The organism is Brevundimonas sp. FG8, assembly GCF_057808845.1.
Genome location: NZ_JBMDIU010000003.1, coordinates 36,995 through 60,577 on the forward strand (window position 1 = coordinate 36,995; position 23,583 = coordinate 60,577).

At 67.6% G+C, this 23,583-nt stretch carries 21 protein-coding genes and 3 tRNA genes; 16 read left to right on the forward strand and 8 right to left on the reverse strand.

The annotated features are described in order from the left end of the window. Positions 1-4 precede the first annotated feature (4 nt). Positions 5-298 carry a DUF8200 family protein gene (locus ACODRV_RS06455; RefSeq protein WP_141626671.1) on the reverse strand — a complete coding sequence of 98 codons (294 nt, stop codon included), beginning with the start codon at positions 296-298 and terminating at the stop codon, positions 5-7. 127 nt (positions 299-425) lie between these two features. After that, positions 426-1,022, reverse strand: a complete 597-nt coding sequence (locus tag ACODRV_RS06460) for an LOG family protein (RefSeq protein WP_488907784.1) — start codon at positions 1,020-1,022, stop codon at positions 426-428. A gap of 82 nt (positions 1,023-1,104) precedes the next feature. Between ACODRV_RS06460 and ACODRV_RS06465 the strand changes: the two genes are divergently transcribed. Then, positions 1,105-1,857 carry a hypothetical protein gene (locus ACODRV_RS06465; RefSeq protein ID WP_488907785.1) on the forward strand — a complete coding sequence of 251 codons (753 nt, stop codon included), beginning with the start codon at positions 1,105-1,107 and terminating at the stop codon, positions 1,855-1,857. Between the two features lie 191 nt (positions 1,858-2,048). On the opposite strand, the gene ACODRV_RS06470 is transcribed toward ACODRV_RS06465, so the two are convergent. Further along, positions 2,049-2,123: transfer RNA gene (locus ACODRV_RS06470), tRNA-Asn, on the reverse strand. A 71-nt stretch (positions 2,124-2,194) separates the two neighbouring features. Here ACODRV_RS06470 and ACODRV_RS06475 point away from each other — a divergent pair. Beyond that, positions 2,195-2,998, forward strand: a complete 804-nt coding sequence (locus ACODRV_RS06475; protein ID WP_488907786.1) for a TrmH family RNA methyltransferase — start codon at positions 2,195-2,197, stop codon at positions 2,996-2,998. Positions 2,999-3,090: 92 nt separating this feature from the next. After that, positions 3,091-3,213 carry a hypothetical protein gene (locus ACODRV_RS06480; RefSeq protein WP_255431454.1) on the forward strand — a complete coding sequence of 41 codons (123 nt, stop codon included), beginning with the start codon at positions 3,091-3,093 and terminating at the stop codon, positions 3,211-3,213. Positions 3,214-3,305: 92 nt separating this feature from the next. Here the strand turns inward: ACODRV_RS06480 and ACODRV_RS06485 are convergent. After that, positions 3,306-3,379 (reverse strand) — tRNA-Cys (locus tag ACODRV_RS06485). A gap of 117 nt (positions 3,380-3,496) precedes the next feature. On the opposite strand from ACODRV_RS06485, the gene ACODRV_RS06490 reads away from it, so the two are divergent. The 5 genes from ACODRV_RS06490 (at position 3,497) to ACODRV_RS06510 (ending at position 10,363) form a co-directional block, all read left to right on the forward strand. After that, positions 3,497-4,126: a protein-L-isoaspartate O-methyltransferase family protein gene (locus ACODRV_RS06490; protein WP_141626667.1), complete on the forward strand. Its 630-nt coding sequence runs from the start codon at positions 3,497-3,499 to the stop codon at positions 4,124-4,126. A gap of 124 nt (positions 4,127-4,250) precedes the next feature. Then, positions 4,251-5,756 (forward strand): TolC family outer membrane protein, encoded by a 1,506-nt coding sequence (locus tag ACODRV_RS06495; protein WP_488907787.1) that lies wholly within the window; start codon positions 4,251-4,253, stop codon positions 5,754-5,756. A 150-nt stretch (positions 5,757-5,906) separates the two neighbouring features. Next, positions 5,907-6,560, forward strand: a complete 654-nt coding sequence (locus ACODRV_RS06500) for a DUF2497 domain-containing protein (RefSeq protein WP_488907788.1) — start codon at positions 5,907-5,909, stop codon at positions 6,558-6,560. A 136-nt stretch (positions 6,561-6,696) separates the two neighbouring features. After that, positions 6,697-9,507, forward strand: coding sequence for a valine--tRNA ligase (locus ACODRV_RS06505; RefSeq protein ID WP_488907789.1), 2,811 nt, complete (start codon positions 6,697-6,699; stop codon positions 9,505-9,507). 127 nt (positions 9,508-9,634) lie between these two features. Further along, positions 9,635-10,363 carry a TlyA family RNA methyltransferase gene (locus tag ACODRV_RS06510; RefSeq protein WP_141626663.1) on the forward strand — a complete coding sequence of 243 codons (729 nt, stop codon included), beginning with the start codon at positions 9,635-9,637 and terminating at the stop codon, positions 10,361-10,363. A 256-nt stretch (positions 10,364-10,619) separates the two neighbouring features. Here ACODRV_RS06510 and ACODRV_RS06515 read toward each other — a convergent pair whose 3' ends face one another. Next, positions 10,620-11,234, reverse strand: a complete 615-nt coding sequence (locus ACODRV_RS06515) for a YMGG-like glycine zipper-containing protein (protein WP_488907790.1) — start codon at positions 11,232-11,234, stop codon at positions 10,620-10,622. 155 nt (positions 11,235-11,389) lie between these two features. Here ACODRV_RS06515 and ACODRV_RS06520 point away from each other — a divergent pair, with 155 nt between their 5' ends. Then, entirely contained in the window at positions 11,390-12,637 is a 1,248-nt protein-coding gene (locus ACODRV_RS06520; protein ID WP_488907791.1) for a class I SAM-dependent RNA methyltransferase, read from the forward strand. On the opposite strand, the gene ACODRV_RS06525 is transcribed toward ACODRV_RS06520, so the two are convergent. Both ACODRV_RS06525 and ACODRV_RS06530 read right to left on the reverse strand, forming a co-directional pair. Further along, positions 12,634-13,488, reverse strand: coding sequence for an alpha/beta hydrolase family protein (locus tag ACODRV_RS06525; protein WP_488907792.1), 855 nt, complete (start codon positions 13,486-13,488; stop codon positions 12,634-12,636). The two genes, ACODRV_RS06520 and ACODRV_RS06525, sit on opposite strands and share 4 nt — an antisense overlap. A gap of 65 nt (positions 13,489-13,553) precedes the next feature. Continuing rightward, the gene (locus ACODRV_RS06530; RefSeq protein ID WP_488907793.1) at positions 13,554-14,627 is read right to left on the reverse strand and encodes a PA0069 family radical SAM protein; all 1,074 of its coding nucleotides are present in this window, start codon (positions 14,625-14,627) and stop codon (positions 13,554-13,556) included. Between the two features lie 97 nt (positions 14,628-14,724). Here ACODRV_RS06530 and ACODRV_RS06535 point away from each other — a divergent pair, with 97 nt between their 5' ends. Both ACODRV_RS06535 and ACODRV_RS06540 read left to right on the forward strand, forming a co-directional pair. Continuing rightward, positions 14,725-15,741 carry a hypothetical protein gene (locus ACODRV_RS06535; RefSeq protein ID WP_488907794.1) on the forward strand — a complete coding sequence of 339 codons (1,017 nt, stop codon included), beginning with the start codon at positions 14,725-14,727 and terminating at the stop codon, positions 15,739-15,741. Between the two features lie 58 nt (positions 15,742-15,799). Next, positions 15,800-15,884: transfer RNA gene (locus ACODRV_RS06540), tRNA-Leu, on the forward strand. 87 nt (positions 15,885-15,971) lie between these two features. On the opposite strand, the gene ACODRV_RS06545 is transcribed toward ACODRV_RS06540, so the two are convergent. Beyond that, positions 15,972-17,540: an amino acid permease gene (locus ACODRV_RS06545; RefSeq protein WP_141626658.1), complete on the reverse strand. Its 1,569-nt coding sequence runs from the start codon at positions 17,538-17,540 to the stop codon at positions 15,972-15,974. A 178-nt stretch (positions 17,541-17,718) separates the two neighbouring features. Between ACODRV_RS06545 and hrpB the strand changes: the two genes are divergently transcribed. The 5 genes from hrpB (at position 17,719) to ACODRV_RS06570 (ending at position 23,515) form a co-directional block, all read left to right on the forward strand. Then, positions 17,719-20,136, forward strand: a complete 2,418-nt coding sequence (gene hrpB, locus ACODRV_RS06550) for an ATP-dependent helicase HrpB (protein ID WP_488907795.1) — start codon at positions 17,719-17,721, stop codon at positions 20,134-20,136. A gap of 47 nt (positions 20,137-20,183) precedes the next feature. Further along, on the forward strand, positions 20,184-21,005 hold the full coding sequence (locus ACODRV_RS06555) for a hypothetical protein (RefSeq protein WP_488907796.1): 822 nt from the start codon (positions 20,184-20,186) through the stop codon (positions 21,003-21,005). Positions 21,006-21,187: 182 nt separating this feature from the next. Then, positions 21,188-22,060 carry a 30S ribosomal protein S2 gene (gene rpsB / locus ACODRV_RS06560; RefSeq protein WP_141626656.1) on the forward strand — a complete coding sequence of 291 codons (873 nt, stop codon included), beginning with the start codon at positions 21,188-21,190 and terminating at the stop codon, positions 22,058-22,060. 107 nt (positions 22,061-22,167) lie between these two features. Continuing rightward, entirely contained in the window at positions 22,168-23,109 is a 942-nt protein-coding gene (tsf, locus tag ACODRV_RS06565; RefSeq protein WP_141626655.1) for a translation elongation factor Ts, read from the forward strand. A gap of 142 nt (positions 23,110-23,251) precedes the next feature. Further along, positions 23,252-23,515 carry a hypothetical protein gene (locus ACODRV_RS06570; protein ID WP_488907797.1) on the forward strand — a complete coding sequence of 88 codons (264 nt, stop codon included), beginning with the start codon at positions 23,252-23,254 and terminating at the stop codon, positions 23,513-23,515. The last annotated feature ends 68 nt before the right edge of the window (positions 23,516-23,583 follow it).

A 23,583-nucleotide genomic window follows, 5' to 3' on the forward strand; every position in this document is an offset into this window, starting at 1 on the left:
CCGATCAGGCGGCGTTGCAGGCCGTCAGTTCTTCGGCGGTCAGCGGCGTGCCCTTGTAGGTGAAGGCCGAGACGTTGCCGAAGCGGGCCACGACGCGGCGGCAGGCGCGGGTTGCGGTCTGGCTGTTGCCGCCCGTGGCGGTGCACGACGCACCGTCGCAGCGCCAGGTGGCGCCGTCGATGATGGTGCGGCCGGCGGGCGCCTTGGAGGCGTCGGTCAGGGTGGCGCTGGTGCCGGCGGATTGAGCGAAGGCGGGAGCGGCGACCAGCAGGGCCGCGGCGACGAGGAAGGCGCGCATTATTGGAGATCTCCGATGAGGTCGGGCGCGCTGGCGCACCCACCATCTCAGTGTGCGTTGTTATTCAAAACTGTCAAGAGCGCGTAGCCAAACGAAACGCGGTCAGCGCGATCTGATCAACGATCACTTACCGCAGATCATGTTGCAAGTGAGGCATATCGTCCGCGCCCTGCATCAGGGCGATCGCCTCCTCGACGGTATTCACGACACTGTAGGCGTCGCGGAAAGACTCCGGCGTCATCTGCTGCGCGATGCCGGTCTCAATCGCAGCCAGAAGCGTGTCCCAGAAGCCGTTGATATTGAGGAAGATGACCGGCTTGTGGTGAAGGTCGAGCCGCTTCCACGACAAAACCTCGATCACTTCTTCCAGCGTGCCCACGCCGCCCGGCGCGACGACGAAGGCGTCAGACTGGTCGTACATGATGGTCTTGCGCTCGTGCATCGAGGTCACAACCAGGGTCTCCACCTCGTCGAACAGACGCTCGCGGCTGCGCAGGAAGCCCGGCATGACGCCCAGAACCCGTCCGCCAGCCTCGTGCGCGGCCCGGGCCGAGGCGCCCATCAGGCCCACGCCGCCGCCGCCATAGACCAGCCGCCAGCCGGCCCCCGCCGTCTGCGCGCCGAATTCCTGGGCGGCGATGGTGTAGGCCGGATCGGACCGGTCGGAGGAGCCGCAGAACAGGCAGACGGACTTGCCGTCGAACGGCTGGATGGAGATGCTCATGAAGCCTCGAACGTGAAACGGAAGACAGCGGCGGCCCCGCCGCGCTATCGGGGGGCGTATTCCTAGCGGCGGGAGAGACAGGATGAAACGGGCCATCTGCGCAGTCGTCGCCGTGACGGCCCTGGGCCTGTCCGCCTGCATGCCTGAAGCGGAGCGTCCGGCCCGTGATGTGGCGGGGAATACGACCGGCTGGACCCAGCCGCCGCAGATTCTGTCGGTGCGTCTGGCCGAAGCCAGCCTGATCTTCTCCGGACGGGCGGAACCGGGTGCGCGGGTGGTTCTGCGCAGCGAGCAGGGCGCCGCCTATGCCGCCGCCGCGGATCCCGAAGGCCGATTCGAGATTCGGATGGTCAAACCGCGCGGCTCCCTGCTGCTGCGCCCTGAGACCCAGGTCGGACAGGATGCGGCCCCTTCACCAGACCGGCTGCTGATCATAGACGGGGGGCGCGGCCCGATCGCCATCCTGCGATCCGGCGGGCCGACCCGCCGTCTGGACGCCGCCCCGTCGCTCGGCGCCGTCGACAGCGACGCCCAGTCCCTTCTGGCGTCAGGCCGCACCGCCGCCCCCGGCGCGCGCGTCGAGGTCTCCGCCGACGATGAGGCGCTGCAGGTGATTTCCGGCGAATCCGGCGTCTGGAGCGTCCTGCTGGGGCCGGTCGAGCCCGGCGCCGGCGTGGCCGTCGGAGGCCGCGCCTTCATCTGGCCGGGCGCGGGCGTGGACACAGCGCCCCTGCAGGTCGAACGGGCCGGGCAGGGCTGGCGCGTCGGCTGGAGCGGGCCTGGCGGCGCCCGCCAGTGGACGTGGATGCCGGACGGCGCGCCTCCGGCTTCTTAATCCCCGGTTAACCAATTCAGCCGCACGGATGCCTTGTCTTCTCTTCTTCGAGGACACCCACCATCACCGAACTTTTTCAGCCCGGCGCTCGCGTCGGGCTTTTTTCTGCGCGAAATCCGGACGCACGAAAGCGGCCCCGAAGGGCGACGTCTTGTTCTGTCGAGTAACTTGCCGAGGCCCGAAAAGGGCGATGGCTCCGCAGGTAGGATTCGAACCTACGACCAGCCGATTAACAGTCGGCTGCTCTACCACTGAGCTACTGCGGAACAGGTTTCGCTCGGGAAGGCGGGCGCTATAGCAACGGGAATCGAATGTACGCAACAGGAAATGTCGGACTTTGAAAAACTTCCGCGTCGAAACACCCGACGATCCCCGCATCGCGGGCTTCCGCGACATACGCGAAAAAGACCTCACCGGGCGTCAGGGCCTGTTCGTGGCCGAAGGGGAGGTGGTTCTGCGCGTCCTGACCTCCGCGCACGCCCTGTGCCGCCCCCGCGCTGTCCTGTTGGCCGAGAACAGGTTCGACGGACTGGCCGACGCGCTGGAGGGCCTGCCCCATGGTGTGCCGGTCTATCTTGCCGGGCAGGGTGTGCTGGACGCCATCGCGGGCTTCCCCCTGCACAGGGGCATACTGGCCCTGGGCGAAAAGCCGACGCCAAGGCCGCTGGAGACCCTGGTCGGCGGCTTCAGCGATCAGGCTCTGGTCGTTCTGGCTTGCGGGATCGGCAATCACGACAATATGGGCGGCATCTTCCGTAACGCGGCGGCCTTCGGAGCGGACGCGGTGCTGCTGGATGCGCACTGCTGTGATCCCTTCTACCGCAAGGCCATCCGCGTCTCTGTGGGCGCGGTGCTCCGCACGCCGATGAGCACGGGACTGGACGCATCACAGACGGTCGAGACCCTGAAGGCGGCGGGCTTCCGAGTACTGGCGATGACGCCCTCTGCGACAGGGACCCTGGATCAGGCGCAGGTCGGAGGACGCACGGCGATCGTGCTCGGAGCGGAAGGCCCGGGCCTGGATCAGGGAATCATCGACCGATGCGAACCGGTGGGGATTCGCATGTCTGGAGGCTTCGATTCCCTGAATGTCGCCGTCGCGGGCGCCTTGGCCCTGCATCATTTCGCGCGCCGGGCGTAAAGCGATCACCAAATCGCGATTAACGCTTTGTACACCTTGATGGAGCGCTGGACCTGTGTCGCTGTAGCCATGTCCGGGGAAGGGGCGTTGCTATGTTTGGCGGTATTCTCGTTTTCGTAAGTCGCAACGCGCGCGTCGGCATCGCCGTCGCCGTGGTCGCCGCAGCTGTCGGCGCGGCCGGAGCCATCGGCTGGATCACCGCCCCGGTCGCCTGAAGGGCAGAAAATCTTCGAGGAACGCGCGACGAAAGTCGGCGCGCGAATCTGTGCGCGTCATGCAGATCGATCTGAAGGGGAAATTCTCGCGATGGAGGCCTGAGCCGGAATCGAACCGGCGTACACGGATTTGCAGTCCGCTGCGTAACCACTCCGCCATCAGGCCAGAGAGCCCTGGAAGAACCAGGCCGTCCATCGCGAGGCGGGTTCGCTATCAGATCGGATTGTCCGCTGCAACGCACAGACCTATAAGCGCGCCAGATTTCAGCAGGATTCTTCCAAAATGGATTTCGCCGCCGCACGCAAGGCCATGGTCGACAGCCAGGTTCGGGTCAACGATGTCACGGATCGCGCCCTGCAGGCCGCCCTGCTGGCCGTGTCGCGCGAAGCATTCGTTCCCGCTGACCGCGCCTTCTCCGCCTATGCCGAGGTCGAGGTCGAGATCGCCGGTGATCGTCGCCTGATGCTGGCCCGTGACGTGTCCAAGCTGCTGATGTCCCTGCATGCCCGCGAAGGCGAGCGCGCCCTGGCCGTCGCCGCCCCCTATGCCGCCGCCGTGCTGGCGCGGATGGGCCTGAATGTCACCGCCCAGGAATCGGACCCCGCCGTGTTCGACGTCGCCGGCGCGGCCCTGGCGACCGACGGCGTCGCCACCGTCGTCGCGCCGCTGACCGCCGCCTCGGGCGAGGGCTACGATATCATCGTTTCGGAAGCCGCCGTCCCGGGCCGCCCTGAGGCCTGGTTGAAGGCCCTGTCCGTCGGCGGTCGTCTGGCCGTCGTCGAGCGCACCGGCCCCGCCGGCAAGGCCGTCCTCTATGTGCGTGGCGAACAGGGCATATCGCGCAAGGAATTGTTCGACGCCGCCCCGCCGCTGCTTGCGGAACTGGCGCCGGAGCCCACCTTCGCCCTCTAGTTGGCGTCTCCGACGGAGACCGCGGCTGGACGCGTGAAAAAAACTTAACTGGCGCGGGCATAATCCGTCCCGCATCAGGCTGTACGTTATGAGGGCGCACTCCCAGCGCCAGGCAGGAACCATCATGCTGAAACGCTCGCGCGCACTTACTTCGGTCGCCGTCATCGCCGTGATCGCCGGTATCGGCGCCCCGGCCTGGGCGGACACCCTGCAGGAAGCCATCGCGCTGGCCTACCGCACCAACCCCTCGCTGCTGGCCCAACGCGCCAACCAGCGCGCGCTGGACGAAAGCATCGTTCAGGCCCGCGCCGGCCTGCGGCCCACGCTCGATGTGACCCTGAGCGGCTCCTACACCCGCACGGATTCGCCGGTGACCGGCACGCCGCCGTTCACCTCGGGCGGCGTCGACGACAGCGACAGCGCCTCGGCCAGCATCGGTCTGGGCCAGAACATCTGGACCGGCGGCCGCGTCGCCCACGCCATCACCGCCGCCGAGGCCGACATTCTGGCCGGACGCGAGAACCTGCGTGACATCGAGCAAAGCGTTCTGGCTCTGGTGATCCAGTCCTACGCCGACGTCATCCGCGACACCGAAATCCTGCGCATCCGCGAAGCCAACCTGACGGTCCTGCGTCGTCAGCTGGACGAATCGACCGCCCGTTTCGAAGTCGGCGAGATCACCCGCACCGACGTCGCCCAGTCCGAAGCCCGTCTGGCCCAGTCGGAAGCCGATCTGGCCAACGCCCGCGCGCAGCTGTCCGTCTCGCGCGCCGCCTACGCCGCCGTCGTCGGCCAGACGCCGGGCGATCTGGCCCCGATGCCGGTCCTGCCGGGCGTGCCGTCCGACTTCGACGCCGCGCTGGAGGTCGCTCTGGTCGACAACCCCGGCGTTCGCGCCGCGACCTATACGCTGCAGGCGGCTGAAGCCAATGTCGCCGCCGCCAAGGCCGAGTTCCTGCCGTCGCTGCGCGCCACCGCCAGCTACGGCGGCTCCAACGCGGACTTCGACCGCATCGGCGACATCGGCGACAACACCCGTCTGACCGCCGGCGCGACCCTGTCGGTGCCGCTGTTCACCGGCGGCCTGAACTCGTCGCGCGTCGCCCAGGCCCTGGAACGCTCGAACGCCGCCCAGATCAGCGTCGAGGGCGAGCGCCGCAACACCTTGCAGGCCGTCAGCTCGGCCTACGCCCAGTCGATCTCGGCCCGCGCCACCCTGCAGGCCGGTCAGGAAGCGGTTCGCGCCGCCACCGTCGCCGCCGAAGGCGTGCGTCAGGAGGCCCAGGTCGGTCTGCGCACCACTCTGGACGTGCTGAACCAGGAACTGGAACTGCGGAACGCCGAGGTCACCCTGGCCAGCGCCCAGCGCAACGAATACGTCGCCCAGGCCAATCTGCTGGCCGCCATGGGCAGGCTGGAAGGTCCGGACCTCGATCCGACCCTGACCGCCTATGACCCTGCCGCCAACTACCAGCGCGTCCGCAACCGGGGCGCCCTGCCGTGGGACGGCGTTGTCGAAACCCTCGACCGTGTCGCCGCACCGCGCATCACGCCGGCCGCCGACGCCGAGGACGCTCCGGTGGACGCCCAGCTGAAGTCCGAGATCGTGCGGACCGCGCCACGCGACTGAAGCCTCCTGCGCGACTCTCGCGGCGGGGGAAAAACGCCCGTTGATTCCGGCGGGCTGAGATGCGACGACAATCGTGCGGGGCGGGGAACCGCTTCGCACGCCAGTTTTTCGATCAGATCGCCCGCCTGAGTGGGCGTCCGGGATACAGCCATGACCGACCAGACCGCCCAGGAACCGACGATGGAGGAAATCCTGGCGTCCATCCGCCGGATCATCTCCGAGGACGACGCGCCGGCCGAAACCGCCGCCGCGCCCGCGCCTGCGCCGGAACCCGCGCCGGCCCCGGCTTCCGAACCCGCCCCGGCGCCTGAACCCGTCATCGCCGCCGCGCCGGCCCCGGCGCCCGAGCCCGAGCCGGTCGAGGAAGACGTTCTCGAACTGACCGACACCTACGAAGCCCCGGCCACTGACAGCATCGGCGACCTGGACCTGTCTCCGGTCGCTGAGCCGGAGCCGTTCCCGGCCGAGCCGGTCAGCGAATCGGTCTTCGCCCCGCCGCCGGAAATCCACACGCCGGAGCATCCTTCGGTCCCGACACCCCATTACGACTCGCTCGTCGGCGAAAGCGCCGCCGCCAGCGCCGCCTCGGCCTTCGCCGGTCTGGCGGCCAGCTTCCAGAAGCCGGCCGCCGCGCCCGCGTCGTCGTCGACTGACCTGACCTTCGCCAGCGGCTCGACCGTCGAGGCCATGGTCGCCGAAATGCTGCGCCCGATGCTCAAGGATTGGCTCGACGCCAACCTGCCGGGCATTGTCGAGGCTGAGGTACGCAAGGAAGTAGAACGTATCGCCCGCTCGGCCGGCTAAGCCTTCACCTGCACACCGATCTTCACTAGATCACCACAGGGCGGCTCCGGCGGGGCCGCCCTTTCTCTTTTCAGATTGCCCGCCCTCAAGCAGCGAGGCCCCGAAGGGTCGAGCGTTAGGGCAAAAGAAGAAGACCATGCTCGACAAGACTTTCGATCCGAAATCCGCTGAACCCCGGCTGTACGCGATGTGGGAGGACAGCGGCCTGTTCGCGCCCCGCGCCGCCGTGGCCACGGACGGAGCCGCCGACGCCTATTCGATCGTCATCCCGCCGCCGAACGTGACCGGCTCGCTGCACATCGGCCACGCGCTGAACAACACGCTTCAGGACATTCTGGCCCGCTATCACCGGATGAAGGGCAAGGCCGTTCTCTGGCTGCCGGGCACCGACCACGCGGGCATCGCCACCCAGATGGTGGTCGAGCGCCAGATGGCCGCCGCCGGCAATGTCGGGCGGCGCGAAATGGGCCGCGACGCCTTCGTCGACAAGGTCTGGGAGTGGAAGGCCGAATCCGGCGGGACCATCGTCCGCCAGCTGCGCCGTCTGGGCTCGTCCTGCGACTGGTCGCGCGAGCGCTTCACCCTCGACGAGGGTCTGAACGCCGCTGTCCGCAAGGTCTTCGTCCAGTTGCACAAGGAGGGCCTGATCTATCGCGACAAGCGGCTGGTGAACTGGGACCCGCATTTCCAGACGGCGATCAGCGACCTGGAGGTCGAACAGCGCGAGGTCGAGGGCCACTACTGGCATTTTGCCTATCCGCTGGCGGACGGCGTGACTTACGAACACCCGATCGCCTTCGACGAGGCGGGCGAGCCGACCAAATGGGAAACCCGCGACTTCATCGTCGTGGCCACGACGAGGCCGGAGACGATGCTGGGCGACACCGGCGTGGCGGTGCATCCGGACGACGCGCGCTATGCTTCCATCGTTGGCAATGAAGTGATCCTGCCGATCACGGGCCGCCGCATACCCATCGTCGCCGATGAGTATGCCGACCCGACAAAAGGCTCTGGCGCGGTGAAGATCACCCCGGCCCACGACTTCAACGATTTCCAGGTCGGCAAGCGGGCGGGACTACGCTCCATCAACATCTTGAACCAATACGCTCAAATCCTGAGTGCAGCGGACGTCACCTATAAGGAAATCCCCGGGACCGACGCGTTAGACTACGGCCCGGAACTGTGGCTCATCGAGAATGAGATTCCTCGTGATCTGCAGGGCCTTGACCGCTTCGCCGCGCGCAAGGCCATCATCGCCCGCGCCGAGGCGGAAGGCTGGCTGCGCGAGATCGAGAAAACCAAACACGTTGTTCCGCACGGCGACCGGTCCGGCGTGGTCATCGAGCCGTGGCTGACGGACCAGTGGTACGTCGACGCCCACACCCTGGCCCAGCCCGCGATCAAGGCGGTGGAGACGGGTGCGACGGTGTTCGAGCCGAAGTCTTATGAGAAGATCTATTTCGAGTGGCTGCGCAACATCGAACCGTGGTGCGTGTCGCGCCAGCTGTGGTGGGGGCACCGGATCCCGGCCTGGTACGGGCCGAATGGTGAGATCTATGTCGCCGAGACGGAAGAGGACGCCCGCGAACAGGCGATGTCGGACTATGATTCCGAGGTCATGCTGACGCAGGACGAGGACGTTCTGGATACCTGGTTCAGCTCGGCCCTGTGGCCGTTCTCGACCATGGGCTGGCCCGAGAAGACCGAGGATCTGGAGCGGTTTTATCCGACCAGCGACCTGGTCACGGCGGCGGACATCATCTTCTTCTGGGTGGCCCGGATGATGATGATGGGTCTGCACTTCATGGACGGAGAGGTGCCGTTCAGGCGGGTCATCATCAACGGCCTGGTCCGCGACGAGAAGGGCCAGAAGATGAGCAAGTCGAAGGGGAACGTCATCGACCCCCTCGGCATCATCGACGAGCTGGGCGCCGATCCGCTGCGCTTCACCATGGCCATCCTGTCGGGCACACGCGACATTAAACTGTCGAAGCAACGTATTGAAGGTTATCGCAACTTCGGCACCAAGCTGTGGAATGCGGCCCGCTTCAGCCAGATGAACGAGGCGAAGCGCGTCGAGGGCTTCGATCCCGCGACCGTCCAGCAGTCGATCAACCGCTGGATTCGCGGCGAGCTGACCAAGGCCGAACGTCAGGTGTCGGACGCCATCGAAGGCGGTCGTTTCGACGACGCCGCCTCGGCCCTGTACCGCTTCGTCTGGAACGTCTTCTGCGACTGGTATCTGGAACTGGCCAAGCCGGTCTTCCAGGGCTCGGACGAGGCCGCAAAGGCCGAGACCCGCGCCATGACCGCCTGGACGCTCGACCAGACCCTGAAGCTGATGCACCCGGTCATGCCCTTCATCACCGAAGAGCTGTGGGACAAGCTGGCGGAAGAGGGCGCGCCCCGCACCGAGGCGACCCTGATTGGCGCCGCCTGGCCGGTGCTGCCGGACAGCTTCATCGACGTCGCCGCCGACGCCGAGATCGGCTGGCTGGTCGATCTGGTCACCGAGGTGCGCCAACTGCGCGCTGAGATGAATGTCCCGCCGTCGGCCAAGCCGCCGCTGACCTTCGTCGCCCCGTCGGCGGAGAACGCCCGTCTGGTCGAACTGCACCGCCCCCTGATCCTGACCCTGGCCCGCGTGTCCGAAGTGACGCTCGCCGACGCTCTTCCGACCGGCGCCGTCTCGCTGGTCATCAACGGCGACACGGCGGCCCTGTCACTGGCCGAAATCATCGACCTGACCGCCGAGAAGGCTCGTCTGGTCAAGGAAATCGCCGCCTTCGACAGCGACATCGGCCACGTGAACAAGAAGCTGGGCAACCCCAACTTCGTCTCACGCGCCGCGCCGGAAGTCGTCGACGAACAGCGCGAGAAGCTGGCCGAGGCCGAAGCCGGCAAGGCCCGCCTCGAGGCCGCGCTAAAGCGTCTGGAAGCGCTGTGACGATCACGTTCCTCCCCCATCGGGGGAGGGGGACCGCGAAGCGGTGGAGGGGCGCCGGCTCCGGGCTCGCTTCAACACCCCTCCACCATCCTTCGGATGGTCCCCCTTCCCGGGGCGGGGAGGAACTATGACCCGCATCGACCAACTTCTGGTCTCGCGAGGACTGTTCGACAGTCGTTCGCGGGCCCAGGCAGCCATCGAAGCGGGTCTGGTCAAGGCGGACGGCCGGGTCGTTTCGAAGCCGTCGGAGAAGGTCGCCGATGACGCGGTTCTGGAAGCCGAGGAGGCCCACCGCTTCGTCGGCCGCGCCGCCCTGAAGCTGGATCACGCCCTGACCCTTTGGCCGATCGCGGTCGAGGGCCGGACCGTGCTGGACGTCGGCGCGTCGACCGGCGGCTTCACCGAGGTCTGTCTGGAACGCGGCGCCGCCCATGTCTGGTCGGTCGATGTGGGGCAGGGGCAGTTGCACCGCCGGATCGCCGCCGATCCGCGCGTGACCAATCTGGAGAAGACAGACGCCCGCGACCTGACGCCGGACCTGATCCCGGACGCCCCCGACCTGATCGTCTGCGACGCCAGCTTCATCGGCCTGTCCAAGGTCCTGCCGGTCGCCCTCGCGCTCGCGGCGCCCGACGCCGATCTGGTCACGCTGGTGAAGCCGCAATTCGAGATGGAGACCCGCGCCGATGTGGGGCGGGGCGGGGTCGTGAAGGACGATGAGGCCCGTCAGGCCGCGCTCGCCCACGTCGCCGACTGGATCACATCACGCGGCTGGACTGTCCGGGCGACCGCCAAAAGCCCCATCACCGGCGGCGACGGCAACATCGAATATCTTCTTTGGGCGAAGCGCAGCTAACGCTGCGCTTTCTCTGTTGGGCCGCGGTCGTCGGCTCTTCGGGACCTCCCGACCCCACCCGACGCGGCCTCGCGCTTCGCGCATGCCATTGCGCCGCAGAGCCGGCGTTCGACAACGCGCTGAAGCAGTGAGCGACCGCGTCGCGAGCGTTAGCGCCCTCCAGAAATGAAAAGCCCCCGGTGGATTTCTCCACCGGGGGCCTCCGTCACATCGCCGATCGACAGGGGGGCTGAAAATAACCGGCGACGCGATCCCGTCAGTAGCCGTTGCAGACTTCCTCGTAGCGGGCCACCAGACGGCCGCTCCAGTCGCGGGTCCGGGTCTCGACCGTGCGGCAACCGTAGCGGTCGCTGCGATAGTCCGACCGGTCGCCGTAACCGTAGCGGTCGTCATAGCGATAGCGGTCGTCGTAACGGTCCCGGGCGTAGCGATCATCGTAACGGCTGTCGTAGCCCTGATAGCTGTAGCCGCGGTCGTCATAACGTCCGCAGTCACGGGCCGAGTCGTTGCCGATGGCGCCGCCGACGACCGCGCCCAGAACGCCGCCGAGGATGCTGCCTTCGGTGCGGCGACCGCGCGCCGCCGCCTGCGAGCCCGCCACCGCGCCGATCCCGGCGCCGATGGTGGCGCCCGCCGCGCGCCTCTGGTTCTGGTCGCTGCGGCAATAGTCGTAGCTGCTGTAACGGTCGTCGTACCGGTCGCCGCTGTAATAGCGATCACCGTAGCTTTGGCCGTAGTAGTTCGAACCGCCGTAGCGGTCGCCCTGATAGGTGTAGGCCTGCGCCGAGGCGCTGGCGGGGACCAGCAGCAGACCGGCGGCCGCGACGGCGGCGGCGCCACAGGCGACCTTGCTGGAGAGAGAGACGGACATGGACGTCATCCTTGAACGGTTCAGACGACGACCGAACGATCCGGCCCCGCATCTGTTGCATCCCTTATGACGGCGCCAAGCTGAACGGCCTTTGATCGCGCCGTTCATCTTCGTTCATGTTTCGCTCGGCGCGGATTTGCCTCTAGAAGCGCCGGATGACGGAAACGCTGACCATTTCGCGTGTGGGCGGGCAGGGCGACGGTATCGCCGAAACGCCCCAAGGCCCCGTGTTCGCCCCCCTGACCCTGCCGGGCGAAACCGTGCGCGGGGTTGTGCGCGACGGGCGGCTGGAGGAGGTCGAGGTCGTCACCCCCAGCGCCGACCGGATCGCGCCGGTCTCGCCCCAGTACGGCGACTGCGGCGGCTGCTCGCTGCAGCACTGGGCGGCCGGGCCCTATCTGGACTGGAAGCGCGAACAGGTCCGCCTGGCCTTGGCTCGCGAAAAGATCGACATCGAGATCGAGCCGACCGTGCCTGTGCCCGCCGGGTCGCGCCGCCGCTTGGCCCTCCACGCCCGTCGCGGTCCGGACGGCGGCGCTGTTCTGGGCTTCAAGGCGCGCAAGAGCTGGCGTCTGGTCGAGGTGAACAGCTGCCCCGTCGCCGATCCGCGACTGGTCGCGGCGCTGCCCGCGCTGGCCAGGGTGGCCACGCCGTTTCTGGAACACCCCAAGTCGGCCCCGACCCTGCACGTCACCCTGACGCTGGACGGGCTGGACGTGGATGTCACCGGGGTCGAGCGCCGCTCGGGCGGAGGCCTGTCCCGCGACGCGCAGATGAAGGCCATCAAGGCCTCGGCCGCCGCCGATCTGGCCCGCCTCAGTCTGGCGGGTGAAACCCTCGTCATGGCGCGCCAGCCGCATGTGGAGTTTGGCCCGGCCACGGTGCCGATTCCCGCGGGCGGCTTCCTGCAGGCCGCGCCGCCGGCCGAACAGGCCATGGTCGACCGCGCCGTCGCGGCGGTGAAGGGGGCGAAGAAGATCGCCGACCTTTTCTGCGGCGCGGGCACCTTCACCTTCCCGCTGGCCACCGTCGCGCCCGTGATCGCCGCCGACGGCTCCGCACCCGGCATCGCGGCGCTGAAGGCCGGCTTCAGAACGGCGAAGAAGATCAAGACCATCGACGCGCAGGCCCGCGACCTGTTCCGCCGACCGATGGCCCCGTACGACCTGCGCGGCTGCGACGCCATTGTGCTGGACCCGCCCCGCGCGGGGGCGCTGGAACAGACCCAGCAGATCGCCCAGACCAAGGCCACGACCGTGGTCTACGTCTCATGTAATCCGGTGACCTTCGCCCGCGACGCCCGCGTGCTGCTGGACGCCGGCTTCCGGCTGGAGAGCGTCACCCCGGTGGACCAGTTCCTCTGGTCGGCCCACGTCGAACTGGTCAGCGTCTTCCGGCGCTAACTTCCCAACGCCGCCGTAAGACGCGCCACGAAGTCCGGCTGACGGCCGACATCGCTGTGACCGGCGGCCGGGAAGACGATCCGTTCGACCGTATTGCCCTGCGCCTCAAGAGCCCGGGCCAGGTCACGGCTGAGGGCCGGGGGCAGGGTGTCGTCCTTGCCGGCCTCCAGAACCACCACCTTGCCCGGATAGCCGTTCAGGGCGGTCGGGATGTCGACGGCCTCCAGCGCGGGGGCGAGCGTCACGCGCACGAAGGGCCGCATCAGGCCGACCTGCTGGTTCACGGTCGCCCGCGCGCCCGGCGTGGTGGTCTCCAGCACCAGCACATCGGCGCGGGTGCGCGCCGCCATCTCGGAGCAGACGATGCCACCCAGCGAGTGGCCCCAGACGATCAGCCGGCGCCCCTCGGCATCCGCCTGCCGCCGGGCCTCATCGGCCACCACCTCGCCGACGGCGCGGAAATTGGCGAAGCTGTCCGGACCGGCGGTGCCGCCATAGCCCGGATAGTCGAACATCAGGGCGTCGCCAAACGGCGCCAGAATCTCGGCGCGCGACCCGCCCGCCGCCTCACGCCGGAACATGTTGCCGCCGCAGAACAGGATCAGGGGCCGCGTCGTCTCGGATGACCGCACGCGCGTCGCCCCGATCGGGCCTTGCGCATAGCCCAGGACAACAGTTTCGGACCCCTCCGGCGGCGGATTTGAGGGCAGCGTGATGTTCTCCTGCGTCAGCCGCGCATCCGGCCAGAAGAAAGCCCGCTCCGGCACATCGACCTTCATGCAGGCGGTCAGGGCCATAGGCAGGATCACGGCCGCCGCCAGTCCCGCCGCACGCGTCTTCCGCAGGATCATCGGTCGCCTCACTGACATCAACCTTGGCAGTTCGCATCCGGAACTCACCCTTGTCCAGAGCCAGGTCAGGCCGCGTCGAACAGATCCATCTGTTTGCGCGCCGAGGCCGGCACCCTGAATTTCGTCTCGTCCAGCAGATGGCGCGGGGCATCCAGCCCGTACCGCTTCACCGCCGCCCTGAACCGGGTCCCGATCAGCTCCGCCACCGGCCCCGTGCCCTTCATCCGATGCGACCAGTCGGCGTCATAATCCTTGCCGCCCCGCGTCTGGCGAACCAGCGACATCACCCGCGCCGCCCGGTCGGGGCGAGCGTCCGCCAGCCACTCGCGAAACAGGTCCTTGATCTCCAGCGGCAGACGCAGGGTCACATACATGGCTGTCGTCGCCCCGGCCTTCGCCGCCGCCTCCAGAATGGCCTCCAACTCATGATCGTTCAGCCCGGGGATGACCGGCGCGAAGCCCACTCCGACCGGCACGCCCGCATCCGCCAGCCGGGAAATGGCCTCCAGCCGCTTCGCCGGCGTCGAAGCGCGCGGCTCCATCGCCCGCGCCAGCTTGCGGTCCAGCGTCGTGATCGAGACGAAGGCCGAGGCCAGCCCGTCTCGTGCCATCGGTCCCAGAATGTCCACGTCGCGCGCGATCAGCACCGACTTGGTGATGATGCTGAACGGGTGATTGAACCGTTGCAGCACCTCCAGAATCGACCGGGTCGACTTCAGCTCGCGCTCAACCGGCTGATAGGGGTCGGTATTGCCGCCTATGTGGATGCGCTTGCAGACGTATCGCGGCTTGCAGAGTTCCTGCTCCAGCAGACCTGCTGCCCCCGGCTTGAAGAAGAGCCGGCTCTCGAAATCCAGGCCCGGGGATAGGCCCATCCAGGCATGGGACGGACGGGCGTAACAGTAGATACAGCCATGTTCGCAACCTTTGTACGGGTTGATGGAACGGTCGAAACCGATGTCCGGACTGGTGTTCCTCGCGATGATCGTCCGGGCCGCCTCAGGCGTCAGGGTGGTGCGCAACGGCGCCGCCTCGGCATCCTGATCGGTCCAGCCGTCATCGAAGGCCTCGACCGTTTCGGGCTCAAAGCGTCCGGTCGCATTCGACCTCGCACCCCGTCCTTTCGCCGTCTCGACCATAGGAGAACGATACGCACAAACGAGAACAAAGCAAGAACTTATTGACACTTGCCGTACGGTCTCCCGGCAGGCAGTTAGAGGCAGGGGGATCAGACAAATGTTTCGCAATATGCTGCTGGCTGTCGCGGCGACTGGAATGGCGGCGACGCCCGTCCGGGCGATGCAGACGCCTCCGCTTCGTCCGGCTCTGGTCGAGAGGCTGGCGATGACCTGCACCGCCCAGGGCGCTCTTGGGCGTGAGTTCGGCGCGGTCTGGACCGGCCCGAGCCAACTGGGTCTGGACCCTGAAGAGGTCGCTCACAACCGGATTGAGATCACCCGCACCGCGCGGACGCAGCAGATCTATGATCTGTCGGCCTCCATCTCCTACGAGCGGCTACCGGGAACTACGTTGGAGGATCGCTACGCCGCTGCTGACGCGCTCTACGCCGCGCTGGAGACAGAGATCGTCGAGGGGGGCCGGTATGGGAACCGCCGGGAAGGCCAGTACGGCGGCTGGACCTGGGACGTGCCCGGTTCGGACGTCACGCTGTCCCTGACCCACAACAGCCGGGTGGCGGTCACCCTGACCTGCAACGACCGCAGTCTTGAGGTCCAGCACGTCAATGAGACGTTGGGGAACGGTCGGGTCACGCGCCCGCTCAAGCCCGTGCTCGAACTGCCGCCTAGCGTGGACCGCTCCGCCTGCAGTGATCCCGAACAGGCCAGGGTCGTGACGACGGCCTTTTCGACGGTCGGCATGCAGGCGCTGGATCACGGCAATGCGGCGTCCCGCTATTCAGAACACATGGCTGATTGGTGGGGCCAGCAACTTATTGACGGCGGGGTCTGGACAGAGGCCACCCGCGACGCCTTTGCCCTGCGCGCCGCCCGCGATCCCGTCGTCACGCGTGAACTGGGCCAGCAGATGCCGCGCCTGCGACAGATGCTCGACGCCATAATGACCTATGCGGAAGCGGATGAGGCCGGAGACACCGCCGCAGCCTGCGCCGCCGCGATCCGGGGTCTGGACACGATCAGGGAGATCACCGCCTCCAATGAGGTGCAGTGGACGCGGATGCTGGAACGCTACCGCGCCGAGGCCGCGCGGCTGAACTTCACGCTTGAGGATTGACCGGCGTGGGCCTCTTGCCCGACGGGCCGCCGCGCCTTAGGACCGGCGCAGAACCTATGCGGATGTGGCGGAACTGGTAGACGCACTGGATTTAGGTTCCAGCGCCGCGAGGCGTGGAGGTTCGAGTCCTCTCATCCGCACCACCCCCTTTACTTTCGTCGCCTGATCGAAGCGCAAAGGAAAAGGCCCGGGATCGCTCCCGGGCCTTCCTGTTATCCTTGATCCGTGGATCAGGTCGTCGCCGGCGGCGGCGGGATGTCGCTGTCCTGCTCGTGGACCTCGACGTGACCGCGGCCCAGGTGGCTCTTGCGGATGCCGTAGGCGAAGTAGATCACCAGACCGATCGCGCCCCAGATCGGCAGCACCATCTTGGCGTCGTGCGGCAGGTTCCAGAACAGGAACGCACAGCCCGCGGCCGAGAGCGGCGCGATGACGTAAACCAGCGGCATCCTGAACGGGCGGGCGCGGTTCGGATCGGTCCGACGCAGGATGATCACGGCGATCGACACCATGAAGAAGGCGAACAGCGTGCCCGAGTTCGAGATGTCGGCCAGTTGACCGACGGGGAACAGGGCGGCGCCGATGGCCACGGCCAGACCGGTGAAAATGGTCACGACGTAGGGCGTCTTGAAGCGCTTGTGCATCTTGGTCAGGCCTTCCGGCAGCAGACCGTCGCGCGCCATCACGAAGAAGATGCGGGTCTGGCCATAGATCATCATCAGGATGACCGACGGCAGGGCCAGCATGGCGGCGACGCCCAGGGCGTTACCGACCTGCTCATGACCGATCACGCGCAGGACGTGAGCCAGGGCCTCGTTCGAGCAGACCAGACGCTCGCTGTTTTCGGCCAGGGCGCAGGCCGCGACGAAGGCGGGCGAACCGGGCTGGACGGCTTCACCGGCCGCGCCGAGAACCGGCTGGGCGCCGATGGCGCCGGCCGCGCCCAGTGCGACGAGCAGGTAGAAGACCGTACAGAAGGCCAGCGATCCGATCAGGCCGATCGGCACGTTCTTCTGCGGATTCTTGGTTTCCTCGGCGGCGGTCGAGACCGCGTCGAAGCCGACATAGGCGAAGAAGATGGAGGCGGCGGCGCCGACGATGCCCATCCCCGAATAGGCCCCGAATGCGCCATTGGGCGCGAAGGGCGACAGGTTTCCGGTCTTGATGACCGGCAGGGTCAGGACGATGAAGACCGTAAGGGCAGCGACCTTGATGAGCACCAGAATGGCGTTCACGCGAGCCGATTCCGTGGTGCCGAGCACCAGCAGGCCGGTCACGGCCAGGGCCACGATGATCGCCGGAACGTTGACGATCCCCGCCGAGAAGTCCGGCGTCGGGATGAAGCCGTTCATGGTCCAGGTCGGACCGGCGGCAAGCAAGTCAGGGAAGTCGAAATGTAATCCCTGCTCGATCAGCCCCAGCACGTATCCCGACCAGCCGACCGAGACGGCCGAGGCGGCCACGGCGTATTCGAGGATCAGCGCCCAGCCGACGCACCAGGCCAGCAGTTCGCCCATCACCGCGTAGGTGTAGGTGTAGGCAGAGCCCGAGACGGGAGCCATGGCGGCCAGTTCGGAGTAGCAGAGCGCCGCGACGGCGCAGACGGCGCCGGCGATGACGAAGCTGAGCATCATGCCCGGGCCGGCCTTCTGCGAGGCGGCGGCGGTCAGAACGAAGATCCCGGTGCCGATGATGGCCCCGATCCCCAGAAGTGTGAGTTGGACCGGACCCAGCGACCGATGAAGAGACTTCTTCTCGGCCGTGGCCAGAATCGCGTCTAGCGATTTAACGCGCCACATAAATTACCCCTCCGACATTGGTACGGGGCAGCCCTCTCGCCACCCTTTATTGAGCAGCCCTCTCGCTGCTTTGGCCGGACGCTAGCGACGTGAAAGGCCGGTGGCAACGCGGTTTCCGATGCGTGAACCTGAGACGACGCTTTCGTGAACCGGCCCGTTGCCGCTAGACCGCACCTCGATGTTACCGATCCACGCCGTTATCGACCCTCTGAAGGCCGTGCTCGCGCAAGGCAATGTCGCCGTGCTGGCCGCGCCTCCGGGGGCGGGCAAGACCACGGTCGTGCCCCTGGCCCTGCTGGACCAGTCCTGGCTGGGCGAACAGCGTGTGCTGGTCCTGGAGCCGCGACGCCTCGCCGCACGGGCCGCCGCCGACCGGATGGCCTCGTCGCTTGGCGAGCAGGCGGGCGGCGCCGTCGGCTATCGCACCCGCCTCCAGTCGCGCATCGGCCCGAAGACCCGGATCGAGGTCATCACCGAGGGGGTCTTCACCCGTATGATTCTGGACGATCCCGCGCTGGACGGCGTCGGCGCGGTCCTGTTCGACGAGTTCCATGAACGCAGTCTGGACGCTGATCTCGGGCTGGCGCTCGCCCGCGAGGCGCAGGGTCTGCTGCGCGACGATCTGCGCCTGCTGGTCATGTCCGCGACGCTCGACATCGCGGGCGTCTCGAGGTTGCTGGAGGGCGCGCCGGTCATCGAGGCCGAAGGGCGGATGTATCCGGTTGAGACCTGCTATCTCGGCCGCAATCCGGCCGAGCGGTTCGAGGACGCCGTCGCGCGCGCCGTGCGTCAGGCGTTGGCGGACGAGACCGGCTCCATCCTCGTCTTCCTGCCGGGGCAGGGGGAGATTCATCGTACCGCCCGCGCCCTCGGCGACCGCCTCGCGGCCAATGTCGATCTGGTCCAGCTCTATGGCGGCCTCGACAAGGACGAGCAGGACCGGGCTATCGAACCGGCCGCGCCGGGCCGCCGCAAGATCGTTCTGGCCACCTCGGTCGCGGAGACCAGCCTGACCATCGAGGGGGTGCGCGTGGTCATCGACGGCGGCCTGTCCCGCGTGCCCCGTTTCGAGCCGTCCAGCGGCCTGACCCGACTGGCGACGGTCAGGGTCAGCCGCTCCTCCGCCGAACAGCGTCGGGGCCGGGCGGGGCGGGTCGAACCCGGCGTCTGCTATCGCCTGTGGGACGAGGAACAGACGCGGGGTCTCGTCGCGCACCAGCGCCCGGAAATCCTCGAGGCCGACCTGACCGCCTTCGCGCTCGATCTGGCCCGTTGGGGCGCGCGCTCGCCGGACGGACTGGCCCTGCTGGACCCGCCGCCCGCCGGCGCTTTCGCCGAGGCGCGCAAGGTGCTGACCCGGCTGGACGCCCTCGACGCCGACGGCGCCCTGACCGACCACGGCCGTCGCCTGACCCGCATTCCCCTGTCGCCACGTCTGGCCCATATGGTCGCCTTGGCCAGCGACAGGGGCGACGCCCTGCTGGGCACGAACATCGCCGCCGTGCTCAGCGAACCGGGCCTCGGCGGAACCTCTGTTGATCTGACCGAGCGCCTGCGCGGCTTCGACCGCGACCGCTCGCCCCGCGCCCGCGACGCCGCGAAGCTGGCGGATCGTTGGGCGAAGGCGGCGGGGGGCGGGAAGGGAGGGCATCCCGATCCGGGCGCCCTGCTGGCGGAGGCCTTCCCGGAACGGGTCGCCAAGGCGCGCGGAAAGCCGGGCGAATTCCTGCTGGCCTCCGGCCGGGGCGCCTTCCTTGAGCCCACCGACGTCATGGCGCGCGAAGGTTGGCTGGCCGTCGCCGAGCTGGGCGGCGGAGACGCCCGCGATCGCATCCGCCTGGCCGCGCCGGTCGCGCTGGCCGATCTCGAACACCGGCTCGAGATCGAGGACCGACTCACCCGCGAGCCCTCGGGCCGCATGGTGCTGAAGCGCATCCGCCGGATCGGCGCCGTCGTGGTCGACGAGAAGATCATGGGCGCGCCGGACCGCAAGGCGATCACCGCCGCCCTGAAGAGCGAGATCGAGGCGGACGGACTGAAGGCGATCCGCTGGGGCGAACGCGCCTCGGCCTTGCGCGCCCGGCTGGCCTTCCTGTCGGCGCTTGAGGAGGGCTGGCCCGACGTGTCCGACGAGGGCCTGCTGGCCGAGCGCGAGACCTGGCTGTGGCCCCTGTTGGAGACGGTGCAGTCGCTGGACGCCCTCGCGGACGGCCCTCTCGCCGACGGCCTGCGCGCCCTGATCCCGTGGGACCGTCAGCGCGCCCTGAACGAGCTGGCGCCCGAGCGGCTGGACACCCCGCTGGGCTCCGCCGCCATCGACTACGCCGCCGAGGGCGGGCCGCGTGTCGACATCCGAGTGCAGGAGCTGTTCGGGGTGAAGGCCCATCCGACGGTCGGCCGGGGGACGCCCCTGACGCTCGCCCTTCTGTCGCCAGCCCGCCGCCCGATCCAGATGACCAAGGACCTGCCGGGCTTCTGGGCCGGCTCATGGAAGGATGTCCGCGCCGACATGCGCGGCCGCTACCCCCGCCACCCCTGGCCCGAAGATCCGTCCGTCGCCGAGGCCACGAATCGCGCCAAGCCGCGCGGGACGTGACGCACCTGCCGGTCTGCGGCAGGATGGAGCCTTGAGGGAGCTTGCGTATGAAGCAGTGTGTTGCGGCCCTGACCTGCGTCGTTCTGCTCGGCTGCGGTCGCGGCGGACCCGAAGCGCCGAAGCCGCCTGAACCACCCGCCGCTCCGGCAGCGCCCGAGGCGCCCCCGGCTTCGGAAGGGACAGCGGCCGCCGTCGTGCCGGTCGGCGACGACAACCGGCTGAACATCCCTCCGGCGATCTATCCGCCCCTGCCGGGGCGCTTCGCCGATGCGGCAGCCGTCACGCCCAAGGGGTGGCGTGTCGAATATCGGGTCGAGGGCGATCTGAACGGCGATCGGCGCGCCGATCTGGTGCTGGTGATGCGCGAGCAGAACCCGGCCAATATCGTGAACAATGACGGACTTGGCGGCGAACGTCTCGACACCAACCCGCGTCTGCTCGTGGTCGGCCTGGCCGGTCAGGACGGCTACCGGCTCGCCGTCGCCAATCACAGCTTCATCCCGCGCCACCTCGAACCGACCCTGTCCGATGCGCTCGAGCAATCACCTGAAATCCGCAACGGCGTGCTGTCGATCACGCTCAACTATTTCGCCAGCGCCGGCGGATGGACCATGTCCAACGCAACATCCCGCTTCCGCTGGCAGGACGGCGCCCTGCGCCTGATCGGCCACGACTATTCAGAAGTTCAGCGCAACACCGGCGAGACGCTGGATCGCAGCGTGAACTTCCTGACCCGCCGCGTCAGCACCACGACCTCCAGCATCGAGGCCGACAAGGATCCCGCGCCCGTCTGGACCAGACTGCCGGACGGTCCGCTTTTGACGATCGATCAGGTCGGCGACGGTCTGGAGTTCAATCCGGTCGGTTGACGACGGGCGACGGGACCGGTCTTCGCTTGCCTTTTCGTCCCATCCCGACTAAACGGCCCGCGCACTTCGCACGTGGGCGTGGCGCGGCCGGGGGAGACATCCCCGACCGCACCATTCCGAGGGTCCAGCCGGATCTTTAAAACGCCCGCGCAACGTCTATCGGAAAAAGGACACTACCGATCATGGCTCTGCCTGAATTCTCCATGCGTTCGCTGCTCGAAGCCGGCGCTCACTTCGGTCACCAGACGCACCGCTGGAACCCGAAGATGGACCGCTACATCTTCGGCGCCCGCTCGAACATCCACATCATCGACCTGTCGCAGACCATCCCGCTGCTGCACCAGGCTCTGGTTGAAGTCCGCAACGTCGCCGCCAAGGGTGGCCGCGTTCTGTTCGTCGGCACCAAGCGTCAGGCCGCCGATCCGGTCGCCGAGGCCGCCAAGCGCTGCGCCCAGTACTACATGAACAACCGTTGGCTCGGCGGCACGCTGACCAACTGGAAGACCGTTTCGGGTTCGATCGCCCGTCTGCGCGAACTGGACGGCCTGCTGGAATCCGGCGGCGAAGGCCGCAACAAGCGCGAACTGCTGAGCCTGCAACGCGAGCGTGACAAGCTGGACGCCTCGCTGGGCGGCATCAAGGACATGGGCGGCATCCCCGACATCATGTTCGTGATCGACACCAACAAGGAAGCGATCGCGATCCAGGAAGCCCGCAAGCTGAACATCCCGATCATCGCGATCCTGGACACCAACTCGGATCCGGACGGCATCACCTACCCGGTCCCGGGTAACGACGACGCCGCCCGCGCCATCCAGACCTACTGCGACCTGATCGCCGATGCCGTCCTGGACGGCCTGGCCGCCGGCGCCGGCGCCGCCGGCGTCGATCTGGGCGCTTCGGTGAACCCGGAAGAGCCGATGCTGCGCGAGGCTTCGGCCCCGGTCGCCGCTGAAGCCGCTCCGGCCGGCACGGAAGCCGTCGCCGCCGAGCTGGAAGCCGCCGCTGAACCGGCTGCCGAGCCGGCCGCCGACGAAGACAAGGCCGCGGTCTGAGACCGCAGTAAGGCCTTCCCTGAAGGCCCTACGTCGAACTGACACACGGCCGGGGCACAACACCCCGGCCGTTACCGCATACGAATACCCCTCCAAGGAGACTGAACATGGCCGAGATCACTGCCGCCCTCGTCAAGGAACTGCGCGAGCGTTCGGGCGTCGGCATGATGGACTGCAAGAAGGCCCTGCAAGAGAACGACGGCAACATCGAAGCCGCGATCGATTGGCTGCGCGCCAAGGGCCTGTCGAAGGCCGCCAAGAAGGCCGACCGCGTCGCCGCTGAAGGCCTGGTCGCCGTGGCGTCGAAGGAAGACGGCAAGGGCGAAGTCGCCGCCGCCATCGAGTTCAACGCGGAAACCGACTTCGTCGCCCGCAACGAGCTGTTCCAGAACGCCGCCAAGCAATTCGCCCAACTGGGCCTCGAGCACCACACCGTGGAAGCTCTGCACGGCGCTGAACTGGAAGCCGGCAAGACCGTCCAGGACGAAGTCACCAACATGATCGCCACCATCGGCGAGAACATGCAGCTGCGTCGCGCCGCCCGTCTGTCGGTGTCGGAAGGCGTGGTTTCGACCTATGTCCACAACGCCGTCTCGCCGGGCGTCGGCCGTATCGGCGTGCTGGTCGCCCTGGAAGGCGAGGGCGACAAGACCGTCCTGCGCGAACTGGGCCGCAAGATCGCCATGCACGTCGCCGCCACGGCGCCGCTGTCGCTGAACACCGACGACCTGGACCCGGCCGCCATCGAGAAGGAACGCGCCGTTCTGATCGAAAAGGCCAAGGAAGAAGGCCGCCCGGAAAACATGATCGAAAAGATCGTGGAAGGTCAGATCAACAAGTTCCAGAAGGACGTCGTGCTGTCGAAGCAGCCGTTCGTCATGGACCCGGACGTGACCATCGAGCAGCTGGTCGCCAACTCGGCCAAGGAACTCGGCTCCTCGAACCTGCACCTGGCCGGCTTCGTCCGTCTGGCGCTGGGCGAAGGCGTCGAGAAGGTCGAAGGCCCGGACTTCGCTTCGGAAGTCGCCTCGATGATGGGCGGTCAGTAAGACCGACTTCAGGTCCTGCCGAACCTGAGACGATCAAGGGGATCGATGGCTTGCCATCGATCCCTTTTTTCGTCCGGCTCCGGGCCTTGCCAGGACGGGGCGTCCATTTCAACATTCGCCCTTATCCGAGGGAGGGCGAGCGATGGTGATGATCGGGTTGCTGTTCATGGCGATCGGAGGTGTGACCCTCTGGCTCGCCTCACGGACCTATCATGAGCTGAAGAAATACGAGTTCGAGAACCGGACCGGCGGCGGGACAGTCCAGTTCGACACCTATGAGGACTCGCGCAGGCATGAGCGTCGCATGCGTTCCGTCATGGCCACCCGGACGCGGGGCGGGTATCTTGTAGCCATCGGCATCGCCATCCTCTGCTTCTACTTCGCCTTCAGGATGTTCGCGAACTAGCGGGATGGCGTTCGTCCCGGGACTGTGTCCGTCGGGCGATCTTTGGTATCGCCGCCGAAGCGAAGACG

What these genes read in the sequence shown, in the direction of transcription:
- ACODRV_RS06455 (WP_141626671.1), bottom strand. Translation starts at nt 298, where the DNA reads ATGCGCGCCTTCCTCGTCGCCGCGGCCCTGCTGGTCGCCGCTCCCGCC.
- ACODRV_RS06460 (WP_488907784.1), bottom strand. Translation starts at nt 1,022, where the DNA reads ATGAGCATCTCCATCCAGCCGTTCGACGGCAAGTCCGTCTGCCTGTTC.
- ACODRV_RS06465 (WP_488907785.1), top strand. Translation starts at nt 1,105, where the DNA reads ATGAAACGGGCCATCTGCGCAGTCGTCGCCGTGACGGCCCTGGGCCTG.
- ACODRV_RS06480 (WP_255431454.1), top strand. Translation starts at nt 3,091, where the DNA reads ATGTTTGGCGGTATTCTCGTTTTCGTAAGTCGCAACGCGCGCGTCGGC.
- ACODRV_RS06490 (WP_141626667.1), top strand. Translation starts at nt 3,497, where the DNA reads ATGGATTTCGCCGCCGCACGCAAGGCCATGGTCGACAGCCAGGTTCGG.
- ACODRV_RS06495 (WP_488907787.1), top strand. Translation starts at nt 4,251, where the DNA reads ATGCTGAAACGCTCGCGCGCACTTACTTCGGTCGCCGTCATCGCCGTG.
- ACODRV_RS06500 (WP_488907788.1), top strand. Translation starts at nt 5,907, where the DNA reads ATGACCGACCAGACCGCCCAGGAACCGACGATGGAGGAAATCCTGGCG.
- ACODRV_RS06505 (WP_488907789.1), top strand. Translation starts at nt 6,697, where the DNA reads ATGCTCGACAAGACTTTCGATCCGAAATCCGCTGAACCCCGGCTGTAC.
- ACODRV_RS06510 (WP_141626663.1), top strand. Translation starts at nt 9,635, where the DNA reads ATGACCCGCATCGACCAACTTCTGGTCTCGCGAGGACTGTTCGACAGT.
- ACODRV_RS06515 (WP_488907790.1), bottom strand. Translation starts at nt 11,234, where the DNA reads ATGTCCGTCTCTCTCTCCAGCAAGGTCGCCTGTGGCGCCGCCGCCGTC.
- ACODRV_RS06520 (WP_488907791.1), top strand. Translation starts at nt 11,390, where the DNA reads ATGACGGAAACGCTGACCATTTCGCGTGTGGGCGGGCAGGGCGACGGT.
- ACODRV_RS06525 (WP_488907792.1), bottom strand. Translation starts at nt 13,488, where the DNA reads ATGATCCTGCGGAAGACGCGTGCGGCGGGACTGGCGGCGGCCGTGATC.
- ACODRV_RS06530 (WP_488907793.1), bottom strand. Translation starts at nt 14,627, where the DNA reads ATGGTCGAGACGGCGAAAGGACGGGGTGCGAGGTCGAATGCGACCGGA.
- ACODRV_RS06535 (WP_488907794.1), top strand. Translation starts at nt 14,725, where the DNA reads ATGTTTCGCAATATGCTGCTGGCTGTCGCGGCGACTGGAATGGCGGCG.
- ACODRV_RS06545 (WP_141626658.1), bottom strand. Translation starts at nt 17,540, where the DNA reads ATGTGGCGCGTTAAATCGCTAGACGCGATTCTGGCCACGGCCGAGAAG.
- hrpB (WP_488907795.1), top strand. Translation starts at nt 17,719, where the DNA reads ATGTTACCGATCCACGCCGTTATCGACCCTCTGAAGGCCGTGCTCGCG.
- ACODRV_RS06555 (WP_488907796.1), top strand. Translation starts at nt 20,184, where the DNA reads ATGAAGCAGTGTGTTGCGGCCCTGACCTGCGTCGTTCTGCTCGGCTGC.
- rpsB (WP_141626656.1), top strand. Translation starts at nt 21,188, where the DNA reads ATGGCTCTGCCTGAATTCTCCATGCGTTCGCTGCTCGAAGCCGGCGCT.
- tsf (WP_141626655.1), top strand. Translation starts at nt 22,168, where the DNA reads ATGGCCGAGATCACTGCCGCCCTCGTCAAGGAACTGCGCGAGCGTTCG.
- ACODRV_RS06570 (WP_488907797.1), top strand. Translation starts at nt 23,252, where the DNA reads ATGGTGATGATCGGGTTGCTGTTCATGGCGATCGGAGGTGTGACCCTC.